Annotated in this window: 11 protein-coding genes; 8 read left to right on the top strand and 3 right to left on the bottom strand. The window is 62.5% G+C overall.

The features are described 5' to 3' along the window. Window positions 1–154: 154 nt before the first annotated feature. The 8 genes from MOV80_RS17515 to gltX all read left to right on the top strand — a co-directional run bounded on the left by MOV80_RS17515 (window position 155) and on the right by gltX (window position 8,714). The gene (locus tag MOV80_RS17515) at window positions 155–880 is read left to right on the top strand and encodes a YebC/PmpR family DNA-binding transcriptional regulator (RefSeq protein ID WP_019099984.1); all 726 of its coding nucleotides are present in this window, start codon (window positions 155–157) and stop codon (window positions 878–880) included. Between the two features lie 323 nt (window positions 881–1,203). Then, window positions 1,204–2,094, top strand: a complete 891-nt coding sequence (locus MOV80_RS17510; RefSeq protein WP_019099983.1) for a ribokinase — start codon at window positions 1,204–1,206, stop codon at window positions 2,092–2,094. Further along, a complete protein-coding gene (rbsD, locus tag MOV80_RS17505; RefSeq protein WP_019099982.1) occupies window positions 2,091–2,489 on the top strand; it encodes a D-ribose pyranase in 399 nt (132 codons plus the stop codon). Before MOV80_RS17510 ends, rbsD begins: the two co-directional genes overlap by 4 nt. Before the next feature lie 11 nt (window positions 2,490–2,500). Next, window positions 2,501–3,994: a sugar ABC transporter ATP-binding protein gene (locus MOV80_RS17500; RefSeq protein ID WP_118267936.1), complete on the top strand. Its 1,494-nt coding sequence runs from the start codon at window positions 2,501–2,503 to the stop codon at window positions 3,992–3,994. A 66-nt stretch (window positions 3,995–4,060) separates the two neighbouring features. Further along, window positions 4,061–4,999 carry a ribose ABC transporter permease gene (gene rbsC, locus MOV80_RS17495; RefSeq protein ID WP_019099980.1) on the top strand — a complete coding sequence of 313 codons (939 nt, stop codon included), beginning with the start codon at window positions 4,061–4,063 and terminating at the stop codon, window positions 4,997–4,999. 62 nt (window positions 5,000–5,061) lie between these two features. Then, on the top strand, window positions 5,062–5,997 hold the full coding sequence (gene rbsB, locus MOV80_RS17490) for a ribose ABC transporter substrate-binding protein RbsB (RefSeq protein WP_081574954.1): 936 nt from the start codon (window positions 5,062–5,064) through the stop codon (window positions 5,995–5,997). A 160-nt stretch (window positions 5,998–6,157) separates the two neighbouring features. After that, on the top strand, window positions 6,158–7,171 hold the full coding sequence (locus tag MOV80_RS17485) for a LacI family DNA-binding transcriptional regulator (RefSeq protein WP_043592956.1): 1,014 nt from the start codon (window positions 6,158–6,160) through the stop codon (window positions 7,169–7,171). 157 nt (window positions 7,172–7,328) lie between these two features. Further along, window positions 7,329–8,714: a glutamate--tRNA ligase gene (gltX, locus tag MOV80_RS17480; protein WP_019101012.1), complete on the top strand. Its 1,386-nt coding sequence runs from the start codon at window positions 7,329–7,331 to the stop codon at window positions 8,712–8,714. Window positions 8,715–8,928: 214 nt separating this feature from the next. On the opposite strand, the gene MOV80_RS17475 is transcribed toward gltX, so the two are convergent. The 3 genes from MOV80_RS17475 to MOV80_RS17465 all read right to left on the bottom strand — a co-directional run bounded on the left by MOV80_RS17475 (window position 8,929) and on the right by MOV80_RS17465 (window position 13,209). Continuing rightward, complete coding sequence (locus MOV80_RS17475; RefSeq protein WP_043592960.1) at window positions 8,929–9,723, bottom strand: iron-containing redox enzyme family protein; 795 nt, start codon at window positions 9,721–9,723, stop codon at window positions 8,929–8,931. Between the two features lie 96 nt (window positions 9,724–9,819). Further along, the gene (locus MOV80_RS17470; protein ID WP_019101010.1) at window positions 9,820–12,243 is read right to left on the bottom strand and encodes an EAL domain-containing protein; all 2,424 of its coding nucleotides are present in this window, start codon (window positions 12,241–12,243) and stop codon (window positions 9,820–9,822) included. Window positions 12,244–12,699: 456 nt separating this feature from the next. Then, window positions 12,700–13,209 (bottom strand): winged helix DNA-binding protein, encoded by a 510-nt coding sequence (locus tag MOV80_RS17465; RefSeq protein WP_019101009.1) that lies wholly within the window; start codon window positions 13,207–13,209, stop codon window positions 12,700–12,702. Window positions 13,210–13,219: the final 10 nt, after the last annotated feature.

The raw sequence follows: 13,219 nt of genomic DNA, 5'->3' as shown, positions 1-13,219 counted from the left end.
TCGCTGTACCCCTTGTGTTTAGGCCTCTGTGCGCGGTGCGCCTTGCTCTCGAGACGCTTGCGACGGTATTCGAGGTCCCCTCAAGTTCTGATAGAATAGGCGCCAATTTTGACTGAAAGGTCCGTAGTGGACCGGACAACAGACAGAGGCAACTATGGCAGGTCACAGTAAATGGGCTAACATCCAGCACCGCAAAGGTCGTCAGGATGCCAAACGTGGCAAGATCTTTACCCGCTTGATCAAGGAAATCACCGTTGCGGCCAAGATGGGCGGCGGAGACCCCAATATGAACCCGCGCCTGCGCCTGGCGGTGGACAAGGCCAAGGCCGAGTCCATGCCCAAGGACAATATCGATAACGCGATCAAGCGCGGCACAGGCCAGTTGGAGGGCGTCGATTATGTTGAGTGCCGCTACGAGGGTTACGGCATAGGCGGCGCGGCGGTGATGGTGGACTGCCTGACCGACAACAAGACCCGCACGGTGGCCGATGTGCGCCACGCGTTCTCCAAGTACGGCGGCAATATGGGCACCGACGGTTGCGTGTCTTTCCAGTTCAGCCATTGCGGCTATCTGGTGTTCGCGCCGGGCGTGGATGAGGATGCCTTGATGGAAGCCGCGCTGGAAAGCGGGGCTGAGGATGTGGTCGCCAACGACGACGGTTCCATCGAAGTAATCACCGGTCCGTACGAGTTCTCCGACGTCAAGAGCGCGCTGGAAGCCAAGGGCTTCAAGGCGGAAATGGGCGAAGTGACGATGAAGCCGCAGAACGAGACTGAATTGTCCGGCGATGACGCCGTGCGCATGCAGAAACTGCTGGACGCGCTGGAAGACCTGGACGATGTGCAGGATGTTTACACTTCCGCGGTGCTGGACGAGTAAGAGCCTGTTCAAAGGCTTGCTCTAGTTCGCGAGATCGTAGACACGTTCTAAGCGCTGCTGCGGCATCCGGAAAAAAAGCTCCCTAAGGGGAGCTTTTTTGCGTCTGGGCTAGGCGCGCGGCGTGTAGTTGCCTCGCTACATCGAAGCGCAGCCGCCGTCAAGCGTCGCCGATGCGCTTCGCGAGGACTGTTGCATTTGCTGAACAGATTGAGTTTATCGCTTCCGGCCTGTAGGCAGCTCTGCTATAAAGCGTCAGCTGATTACGTTTTAGCAATGGATGCCGTCGACTAAGGCGCGCGTCGCTTGATAACGATGAGGAAATTATGACCCGGGTCCTGGTTGTGGGCAGCGTGAATATGGATCTGGTGGTGGAGGCGGAACGCTATCCACGGCTGGGTGAAACCTTGTTTGGCAAGCGCTTTGCGTCCTATCCGGGCGGCAAGGGCGCCAATCAGGCAGTGGCCGCCGCGCGGCTGGGCGCGCAGGTGACTTTGCTGGGCTGCGTGGGCCGCGATATGTTCGGTTCTCAGCTCAAGGAGACCTTGCAGGGCGAGGGCGTGGATATTGGTCGCCTGCGCGAAACGGACGTGGCCACCGGGCTGGCGACGATAACCTTGGCCGAGGGGGACAACGCCATCGTGGTGGTGCCCGGCGCCAACCATGAGTTGCTGCCGCAACATCTGAATCAGGACGAGCAGGCGTTTCGCGATGCCGACGTGGTTCTGGCGCAGATGGAGGTGCCGCTAGCCACGGTGGAGCGCGCGGCCGAACTGGCTCAGCGCCACGGCAAGCCTTTCTTGTTGAATCCGGCGCCGGCCCATCCGCTGCCGCCCAGCTTGCTGGAGCGCACCGCCTTGCTGACGCCGAACGAGCATGAGTTGGCGCAGGCTCTGGACGAACGGGGCGGGGACTGGCAGGCGCTGATGCGCAAACTGCCGGGAAGGGTGGCGATGACGCGTGGCAAAGACGGCGCTTATTTCTGCCGCGCCGACGGCAGCCTGCATCACCAACCCGGCTTCGTGGTGTCCGCGGTGGACACCACCGGCGCCGGCGACACCTTCAACGGCGCCTTGGCCGCGTTCTGGCCACAGGGTCTCGAGGCGGCAATGGCACTGGCCTGCGCCGCGGCGGCCTTGTCCGTGACCCGTGCGGGCGCGCAAAGCGGCATGCCGACGCTGGCCGCGCTGCAACAGATGTTGAAGGAGCAGGCATGAAGCGGCTGGGACATCTGAACCGCGATATCGCGCGGGTATTGGCCAGCATGGGGCATACCGACAGCCTGGTCATCGCCGATTGCGGCCTGCCGATTCCGCCCGGCGTAGAGTGCATAGACCTGAGCCTGCGCTTGGGCGTGCCGGAGTTCCCCAGCGTGTTGGACTCCATCCTGGCGGACTTCAAGGCGGAGCGTGCGCTGTTCGCCGCCGAGTGCCTGGAACACAGTCCGGCTGTGGAAGTGCTGGCCAACGATATGGCCGCGCACGGCGTGGCGGTGGAATACGTGCCGCATGAGGAGTTCAAGCGCCGCTGCCGCGAGGCCAAGGCGGTGATCCGTACCGGCGAATGTACGCCGTACGCCAATGTGATCCTGTATTCCGGCGTGATCTTTTGAAGGGGCGGGCAATGAAGGTAAGCATGCGCGGCATCAGCAAGGCCTTTGGTCCGGTCAAGGTGCTGGAGGCGGTGGATTTCACCGTGCAGGGCGGCGAAGTGCATGCCTTGATGGGCGAAAACGGCGCCGGAAAATCGACCCTGATGAAGATTCTATCCGGCGTGCACCAGGCCGACGCCGGAGAAGTACTGCTCAATGATCGGCCGGTGACGATCCGCTCCACCACCGAGGCCGAGGCCCACGGCATCGCCATCATTCACCAGGAACTGAACCTGATTCCGCAGCTGTCGGTGATGGAGAACCTGTTTTTGGGACGCGAGCGCGAGCATAGCCGCTTTGGCGTGATCAATCGCGCCGGCATGCGGCGCGAGGCGAGCCAGATTCTGCAGCAGTTGGGCGCCGGACGGATCAATCCGGAGACTGAGGCCGGGCAATTGTCCATTGGTCAGCAGCAGATGGTGGAAATTGCCAAGGCGATGTCTTTGAACGCCAAGGTGCTGATCATGGACGAACCAACCGCCGCATTGACCGAGCGCGAGATTGAAGCGCTGTTCGTCTTCATGGAGCAGCTCAAGCAACGCGGCGTAGCGATTGTCTACGTGTCGCACCGGATGGAGGAGATCTTCCGTGTCTGCGACAAGATCAGCGTGTTGCGCGACGGCTGTTTCGTCGGCGAGCGTCAAATCGCCGCCACTGATTTCGACGAGGTGGTGAGGCTGATGGTGGGTCGCGAGATCGGCGACCGTTTTCCCAAGCGCGCGTGCGCGCCGGGCGCGGTGCGTTTGGAGGTGGAGCGTCTGGCCGACGACGGCAGGATTCGGGACATCGGCTTCGACGTCCGCGCGGGCGAGGTGCTGGGTGTGGCCGGGTTGATGGGCGCTGGGCGCAGCGAGATTCTCAACGTATTGTTTGGCGTCAAGCCGCGTCGGCAGGGGCGGGTGCGGCTGGATGGCGCGGAGCTGGACATCCGCCGTCCCGGCGACGCCATCGCCGCCGGCATCGCCTACGTCACGGAAGACCGCAAGAGCCAGGGCCTGGTGTTGGGCATGTCGGTGCGGGAAAACGCCACCTTGGTTCATCTGCGCCGCCACGCGCGACTGGGGGTGGTGAGCCGTCGCTCCGAGAACGAAGAGGCGCGGCGGCTGATTGAGCAATTGCGCATCCGCACCCGCGACGCTGAACTGGATGTCAAATCCTTGTCCGGCGGCAATCAGCAGAAGGTGGTGTTCGCCAAGTGGCTGGCGGAGCCGCCCAAGCTGCTGCTGCTGGACGAGCCGACGCGAGGCGTCGACGTGGGCGGCAAGGCCGAAATCTACCACATCATCAATCAACTGGCCGCCGCCGGCGTGGCCATCGTCATGGTGTCGTCCGAACTGCCGGAGGTGATGGCGATGAGCGACCGCATCCTGGTGATACACGAGGGCCGCCGGGCCGGGCTGTTTGAAGCCGCTTCGGCGACGCAGGAAGACATCATGGCCGCGGCGGCCGGCGCGACGGCGGACTGAGCACCGCCGCGCATTGAATATTCAGGTCGCGCCCATTGGGCGCAAGCAAGGGAAACGGTAAGCAAGATGACCCCGCAACAAAAAGCAACGCTGCAAAAACTCGGGCCTTTCATCGCCCTGCTGGCGATCTGCGCCGGCTTGTCGGTGATGAGCGCCGACTTTCTGACCATGGGCAATCTGCTCAATGTGATGCGCCAGGTCTCCATCAACGCGCTGATCGCCTTCGGCATGACCCTGGTCATCCTGCTGGGCGGCATCGACCTGTCGGTGGGCTCCATCTTGGCTTTGTCGTCGGTGCTGACCGCGATGCTGCTGCAGGCCGGCGTGGATCCGCTGCTGGCCACCCTGTTGGGCATCCTGTCCGGCGCGCTGATGGGCTGCTGCAACGGTCTGGTGATCAGCAAGGGCAAGGTGGCCCCCTTCATCGCCACGCTGGCGTCGATGACGATTCTGCGCGGCCTGTCGCTGGTGGCGTCCAACGGCAGCCCGATCACCGGCTTCGGCAGCGATATGTTCTCCATGTTGGGCGGCGGCTATGTGGCCGGCGTGGTGCCGGTGCCGGTAGTGTGGATGCTGCTGATGTTCGCCGGCTTTTGGTTCATGTTGAAGAAAACCGTTTTTGGCCGCCATGTTTACGCCACCGGCGGCAACGAGGAGTCCGCGCGCCTGTCCGGCGTTAAGGTGGATCGGGTCAAGATCTGGGTCTACACCTTGTCCGGCGCGCTGTCGGCGATGGCCGGCGCGGTGCTGACTTCGCGCTTGAATTCGGCGCAACCCACCGCTGGCGCCGGCTATGAGCTGGATGCCATCGCCGCGGTGGTGCTGGGCGGCACCAGCCTGACCGGCGGCCGCGGCTGGATTGTAGGCACGCTGATCGGCGCTTTGCTGATCGGGGTATTGAACAACGGCCTGAATCTGCTGGGCGTGTCTTCGTTCTACCAGCAAGTGATCAAAGGCGTTGTGATTCTGCTGGCGGTGCTGTTGGACCGCAGCGGCAAGAAGTGAGAACGGGCCCGCCGCCGGCGGGCGCGTAGCGCAAGCGACCATTACACAAGGGGAGTTCCGATATGCAACGCTTAATCAAGCCTTTGGTTTTCAGTGTCATCGCGGCCAGTCTGATCGCCTGCACCAAGCAGGGTCCGGCCGACGGCGCGTCGGTTGGCGCCAGCGCGCCGGCCGCGGCCTCCGGCCAACCGGTAGTGGGCCTGGCGGTGTCCACGCTGAACAATCCGTTCTTCGTCTCGCTGCGCAAGGGAGCGGAAGACGAGGCGGCCAAAGAGGGTGTGCGCCTGATCACCGTGGACGCGCAGGACGATTCCGCCAAGCAGCAAGCCAGCGTTGAGGACCTGATCCAGAAGAAGGTGAGCGTGATCCTGATCAACCCCACTGACTCCTCCGCCGTCGCCAATGTGGTGAAGGAAGCGGTGAGCAAGGGCATCAAGGTGGTATCGCTGGATCGCAGCGTCAACGGCGCGGAAGTCAGCGCCCACATTGCCTCCGACAATGTGGCCGGCGGCAAGATGGCGGCCGACTTCCTGCTGCAGAAGCTGGGCGGCAAGGGCCGGCTGGTAGAGCTGGAGGGCATCCCCGGCTCCTCCGCGGCACGCGAGCGCGGCCAGGGTTTCCACGCGGTGGCGGACGGCAAGGCCGAGGTTAAGGTAGTGGCCAAGCAGCCGGCCGATTTCGACCGCGCCAAGGGCTTGTCGGTGATGGAAAACATTCTGCAGGGCAATAAGGACGTGCAAGGCGTGTTCGCTCATAACGACGAAATGGCGCTGGGCGCTTTGAAAGCAATTCAGGCCGCGGGACTGAAGAACGTTGTGGTGGTGGGCTTTGACGCCACCGCCGACGCCGTGGCTTCGGTCAAGGCAGGGGGGCTGGCCGCCACTGTGCAGCAACAGCCGGAGTTGATTGGCCAGTACGGCGTGCAGACCGCCAAGAAGCTGATCGACGGTCAGCAGGTGGAGAAATTCATCCCGGTACCTTTGAACCTGGTCAAGTAGTAAGCCGGGGAGGCCGCCATCGCTCTGGCGATGGCGGCCCGCTTGAGGTAAGGTTGCCAGCAATCGGCGGCCCCGCCCCGCGCTTGCGCAGGCCGGGGCTGTTTTGCAATCGAGTTTCGGGCGGCGGGCATGGCGCCGCCGCATGAGGAATAGGCTGTCGATGAGTGGCTACAAGCGTTTGACCATAGACGACATCGCCGAACTGGCCGGCGTGTCGCGCACTACCGCCAGCATGGTGCTCAACGGCCATGCCGAGCGTTATCGTATTTCCCGGGCGACGGTGGAGCGCGTGGAGAAGGTGGCGAGCGAGCAGCATTTCAACCCTTCGCAGTCGGCGCGCTCCTTGCGTTCGCGGCGCAGCAATTCGGTGGGGCTGGTGATTCCGGATCTGACCAACTCCGCTCACGCGGCGCTGGCCCAGGCGATGGAAGAGCTGTGCCGCCAGCGCGACTACCAGATGCTGCTGGTGACCAGTGACGAAGACCCGCGGCGCGAGGCCGAGGTCATGGCCCATCTGGCGGCGCGGCAGGTGGACGCGATGATCGTGGTGCCGTGCACGCACGAGGCCAAGTCCTACCAGAAATGGGTGCGGCGGTTGCCGCTGGTGTTTGTCGACCGCAGGGTGGACGGTAGCGGCATTCCGTCGGTGGTGACTGACGGTTGCGCCAGCGTGGAGCGGCTGGTGGGCGATGCGTTGGAGCAGGGCGTGTCTGAAGTGGTGTTCTTCGGCGGCCAAGCAGAGTTGTCGCCCAGCCGCGATCGCTTGCAAGGCTACCGCCAGGCCTTGGCGCTGCATGGCGTGGAGGAAAAGCCGGGCTGGGTGTGCCATCGAGACTACCTGCGCCGCTCCGGTTTCGAACTGATGCAGCAATGGCGGCAACAGCATCACCGCTTGCCGCAGGCGCTGTTCACCGCCTCGGTCTCTTTGCTGGAGGGCGCGCTGGCCTTCCTCAATCAGCACTGCGGCCTGGCCAACGCGCCGCTGCGCCTGCTGACCTTCGACGATCACTCCTTGCTAGACTGCTTGCCGTTGCGCGTCGACGCCATCGTGCAGGACAGCCGCGAGATGGCGGCGCGCAGCCTGGAATTGGCCTTGGCCTTGCTGGAAGGTCAGGCCCTGGCCGAGCCGGAGTTCTTGGTGCCGGCCAGTCTGCACCGGCGTTGGCCGGCTTAGAACCTGTTTGCGATCTACTTTTAGCCCGAGAGATCGTAAACACGTTCTTAAGGGGCTTGCGCTGGCAGGGAGGGCGTTTCCCACAAACCCTGGGGTTTGCTGCCGCTTCGTCAGCCGGCGTACAATAGCCGTTTTACGTTTTCGAGCCTGAGTCACCATGATCCGTACCCGTTTCGCTCCCAGCCCCACCGGTTATCTGCACATCGGCGGCGTGCGCACCGCGCTGTTTTCCTGGGCCTACGCCCGCAAGAACAAGGGCGTGTTCGTGCTGCGCATCGAAGACACTGATCTGGAGCGTTCGACGCCGGAATCGGTGAAGGCGATTCTGGACGGCATGCACTGGGTGGGCCTGGACTACGACGAAGGCCCGTTCTACCAGACCCATCGTTTCGACCGTTACAAGGATGTGATCCAGCAGCTGCTGGCCTCCGGCCACGCTTACCTGTGTTATTGCAGCAAGGACGAGCTGGAAGCGATGCGGGCAGAGCAGGAAGCGCGCGGGGAGAAGCCGCGCTACGATCGTCGCTGGCGTCCGGAAGCCGGCAAGACCTTGCCGGCGATCCCTGCGGATGTGGCTCCTGTGGTGCGTTTCAAGACCCCGCTGGACGGCGTGGTGGCGTGGGACGACGCGGTCAAGGGCCGCATCGAGATCGCCAATCAGGAACTGGACGATCTGATTATCGCCCGTCCGGACGGCAGTCCGACCTATAACTTCTGCGTGGTGGTGGACGACTGGGATATGCAGATCACCCACGTGATACGCGGCGATGATCACGTCAACAACACTCCACGCCAGATCAATATCCTGAAGGCTTTGAACGCGCCGCTGCCGGTTTACGGCCATCTGCCCATGATCCTCAACGAGGACGGCCAGAAGATGTCCAAGCGCCGCGACGCGGTCAGCGTGGTGGACTACGCCGACAAGGGCATTTTGCCGGAAGCGCTGCTGAACTACCTGGCGCGCCTGGGCTGGGGCCACGGCGACGACGAGTTCTTCAGCATGGAGCAGTTCGTCGAGTGGTTCAGCCTGGAGGCGGTGAGCGCGTCCGCCAGCCGCTTCAATCATGAAAAATTCATGTGGCTGAACGCCCAGCACATCAAAACCGCCGACAACGGCCGCCTGGCCGAACTGATCGCGCCGCGTTTGGCCGCCGCCGGCGTCGAGCTGTCCGGCGGGCCTGCCATCGAGGACGTGATCGCTCTGGTCAAGGAACGGGTGCAGGATTTGAACGCGCTGGCGCTGGAAGTGGACTACTTCTATCGCAAGCGGGAAGCCGCGGCGGCCGACGTGGACAAGCATTTGTCCGGCGACAGCGTGGCGCGCATGGGGCGTTTCGCCGACAAGCTGGCGAGTTTGGACACCTGGTCCGCGGAAGCCATCCACGAACTGTTCAAGCCTTTCTGCGCGGAAGAGGGCATTAAGATGGGTCAGCTGGGCATGCCGCTGCGGGTGCTGGTATGCGGCACCACGCAGACCCCTTCGGTGGACGCGGTGCTGGCCTTGATCGGCAAGGATGAGGTGTTGCGTCGCCTGCGCGGCTAAACCGCTCCATAGAGGCAAAGTAAACCGCCCTGCAAGTTTTGACTTGTGGGGCGGTTTGTTTTACGACGGGCGCTGTATGCGTTCATTGCCTGCTGCGCGGGGGCGGTTGTGCTTGGCGAGTACGGTTGCGGGATGTTTGCGCCGGTCTTGCGCGTCCCTCCTTTTCAGCCCCAAAGCTTTGTCCGTCCTGTGCTGGCGAGGCTTTGAGCAGTCTTCAGGCCAGCGCCGGCTCCGCGCAGGCGCGCGCGCAAGTTTCTGGCACGGGCTGGCTCATGTAATGATCCAGCAGTAGGCGCATGTAGCGGTGGCTCTGACAGATCGCGTGACGCAGTTCCGCCACTTGCCGCGAGCTTGGGTCTTCGCCCACCAGAGTGACGATGATTTCCAACGCCTCCCACGGGTGCTCGTCGTCGTAATGCGCGTGCAGCGCCAGCCACTTCATCGCTTTGGCGCGCTTTTCCTTGGGAAACTGCCGGGCGTAATCCTCCTTGGAGCAGACGGCGGCGCACCATTCTCCAGTGGCGCCTTCGATCGCATAGTTGGTGGCCGCCATCGCCACCTCCAGCGATTCACGCTCGCAGACCTGATGGCACCAGTGGCTGAGGCTCAGTGTTTCCAGCGCCTGGGGGTTGCGCAGCAGGCTGTCGGCGTCCACGCCGGACGCCGCGGCCCATTGCACCCAGTGGTCTGCGTGGTTTTGCTCCACGCGGATATTGCGGATCAGGTAGCGGCGCGCCATATCGTGGCCGCGATGCTGGCCATAGCGCACTTTCAGCAGGTTTTTGGCCATGTATTGCGGAAACTGTTCGATCACAGGCCAGCCGCCGCGCAGAAAGGCCTGGTGGACGGCGACGGGCAGCACGCCGTCGCGCATCTGCCGGAACAGCTCGTGCTCCACCACCTGGCGCTTGAAGACGTCGCAGTGACGCACCATCTCCCGTGTCCATTCCGGATAGCTGTGGAGGTCCATCAGCGGGCCGCTCCTGACAAAACCGATCTCTTTACTCATCGTGTCCCCTTTCCTTAGAAGCAAGGCCGGGCCAAGCCGGCCAGACGCGGCGGCCTCCCGGCCGCCCTGATCCGGCCTGACAATCAGGCCGGTAGCCTATTGCTGTCGCATTCGGCGGTCGCCTCGCGCATGGCGGAAGCCGAAGGGCTCCGGCCGGCTCAGGTGGAAGCCCTGGGCGTAGTCCACGCCCAGTTTGCGCAACTCGGCCACGATTTCGGGCGTGTCCACGAATTCGGCGATGGTGCGTTTACCGGTGACGTGGCCGATGTGATTGATCATCTCCACCATGGCGTGGTCTATCGGGTCTGTCACCATCTCGCGGACAAAGCTGCCGTCGACTTTCAGGAAGTCCACCGGCAAGTGCTTCAGGTAAGCGAAGGAAGACATGCCGGTGCCAAAATCGTCCAGCGAGAACAGGCAGCCGATTCGGCGCAGTTCGTGGATTAGCCGCTGTGCGGCTTCCAAGTTGGCGATGGCGTTGGTCTCTGTGATTTCGAAGCAGATCAGTTCCGGGGGGACGCCGCTGCGTTGGAACTGCTGCTGCACGAAGGCGAGGAAGCCGTCGTCGCACAGGGTGGAGCCGGATAGATTGATCGCGCAGTGTCTAATGTCCTGATTGCCGGCGCGGCGCAGGAGCGCCAGTTCCTGAAACACTTTTTCCACCACGATGCGATCAATTTCGGTCATCAGGCCGTAGCGCTCGGCGATTGGCACGAATAAGCCCGGGGGCACCTGGCTGCCGTCGTCGGCGTTGAGGCGCAGCAGCACCTCGACATAGCGTCCGCGCTCCGGATGGGCGGCCAGCGGGACGATGTCCTGAGCGTACAGAGTGAAGCTGTCGTCGCGCAGGGCCTGGCGCAGCCGCTGCACCCAGTCCATCTCGTGAAAGCGCGCCGACACTTCGGAATTGTGAGGAATGTGCAGTTGGATGCGATTGCGGCCTTTTTCCTTGGCCATGTAGCAGGCGATGTCGGCCGAACGCATCACCTCGGCCAGCGAGGTGTCGGCGTCGGACACGCAGACCAGGCCGATGCTGGCGCTGATGGAAAATTGGTTGCCTTCCCACTGGAAGCTGCACTCCATGATGGCCTGGCGCAGATTATTGGCCTTGGCGATGGCGGATTCCACCGAGCTGTTGCCGAGTAAGACGCCGAACTCGTCGCCGCCCAACCGCGCCAGCGTGTCCGAGGCGCGTAGGCGCCGCGCCACAGAGCGGCTGATCTGGCACAGGAGTTCGTCGCCGGCGGCGTGGCCGTAGGTGTCGTTGATCAGTTTGAATTGGTCCAGATCGATGAACATCAACGCCAGCGACGCCTCGGCTTGGTCCAGTTGCTTGATCGCCTTGATGGCGCGGGTTTCGAACTCCCTGCGGTTGACCAGGCCGGTCAGCGCGTCGTGGCTGGCCTGCCAGGACAGTTCGTTGATGTATTGCTGCTCCGCGGTATTGTCATGCAGTACCAGTACGATGCCGTATTGCTCGCCGTGGCGGTCGCGAATCGGCGCGGCCACCAAGCTGACCTGAAGCGGGATCGCGTTGTGGCGCAGCATGTTCAGCTTGGGATAGGTGCGGCTGGTTTCGTCCTGGCGGCAAAGCTCGGCGAAGCTCAGCGCGCTGTCGGTTTCTTGCCCCTGTTTGATCAGGCTGAGCAGTTCGTCGAAGTGCAGGCCCAGGCTTTCCGTCCCTAAGTGGCTCAGCATGTGTTTGGCGCTGTGGTTCAGATAGATCACCGCGCCTTGCATGTTCAGTGTGATCACCGCGTCGCCTATCGATTGCAGCGTGATCTCCGCGCGTTGCTGCTCCGCTTGCAAGGCGGCTTTGTAATTGTCTGAAGCCTGTATTAACCGGCGGATCTGCAAAATGGTCAGCAGCACCAGTAGCATCCCGGCGATCAGGTTGGCGCTCCAGACCGCTTGGCTTACCTCGCGGGAGGCGTTGCCCAGCACGCGGGAAAAGCCTTGGGCCGGCGCTTTCACCGCTTCGTTGATTTCGGCGATCTGAGAAGTGAGGGCGGCTTTGTCTGCCTGGCTCAAGGAGCCGTCGGCGTAGCCTTGGCGCAACTGCTCGCCTATGGTCTGAATTTCCTGCAGGTAGTAATCGCCAATTTTCCAATAGCGGATGGCTTCGGCCAGGTAGCTGATGCGGTGAAACCACAGATAGGCGCGGATGATGTTTTCAATGTCGTCTGGATGGTTGCCGCCGTCCAGGAAGCCTTGGCGCGCGGTATCCAGATCCGGCGGTTTGCGATCCAGCGCCAGCCGGGCCCGGTGGTCGCCCAGCTGGATGGAGATCGCCAGCCGGTAGCGTTGGAAATCGTGGTCGGACCCGGTCTGGGCGTAGCGGGTCAAATGGTAGATGGAGTCCTTCTGCGCTTTCGACCATAAGCCTTCCCCCGCCACGTAGGCTCGGGCGGTGGAAACCACATAGAGGCTGAACGCGCTTAGCGCTACCTGCATGACGACGATGAGCAGGAAGGGCAGCACGACAAAGAGCAACTGTCGGTTGGCGGTATTCGACCTCATGGCGGTTCCGGCTGATGAATATGGTAACTATGCGGCTAATGGTCCCCATCAAGCGCCGACGCCGACGTCTCTGGCCCGAGCGGCGAGCCGACGCCGCGGTTGAATTCGGAGCCGGCCTGTCGCGGCGCGCCCGCCGACGGGCGGTAGTTCACCGGTCTAAGTGCTGGTGTATGGCGTTTTTATCATCCCATTCGAAATTATTCAATGTTTTTGACAACTATATCGAATGTTTATTTTAGATGAGAAGGTTTGATAATAAATGAATAGCCTAATTTCTCTGGGCTTGCCGTTGGCGTGATTGAATTTGCGCCTGGGTACGGGAAGAGTCTGCGTCTGCGAGACACGGAGAGGCCAGCGGCAAGAGCGGCGTTCGCCGTAAGGTAGCAGGGCAAGCTTGGACCACGTTAGCCGCGCGAGTTTTTCTCCACGCGCGGCGGTTCGCAGATCAACCAGCGCTTACATAGAGGCCGCGTCGCGCGAGGCCTGATCGTAGAGGCCGGCCAGCATGCGCAGCAGTTGGGCGTTGTCGCCGATATCGGCCTGTTGGCCGCCGTTGTCGATCAGCGCGTTGATCAGGCATTGCTCGCGCACGTCGCGGTAGCGCTGGCACAGTTCAATGCCGGCCTGGGTCGTGGCGAACAAGGCTTCCTTGCCCACTTTTTCGCTGCCGACATAGCCCATTTTCACCAGCTTCTTCAGCGCGTAGGACACCACATGAGTGTCCTCGATGTTCAGCACGAAGCAGATGTCCGCCAATTTCTTGCTGCGGCCGCGGTGGTTGACGTGATGCAGCAGGGACACTTCCATCGCGGTCATATCGCTCTCTCCAGCGGCTGTCATGCAGCGGGTCATCCAGCGATTGAAAGCGTTGTTGGCCACGATCAAGCCGAATTCGAACTCGGATAGCTCGGCGCAACGCTCGGAGACTAGATGCGATGAGGAGACGATGTTGCGTTGAGCGTTCATGGACGGGTCC

Source organism: Chromobacterium sp. IRSSSOUMB001 (assembly GCF_023507765.1).
Taxonomy (GTDB): domain Bacteria; phylum Pseudomonadota; class Gammaproteobacteria; order Burkholderiales; family Chromobacteriaceae; genus Chromobacterium; species Chromobacterium haemolyticum.
This window is presented reverse-complemented; position numbering and strand designations above follow the sequence as displayed.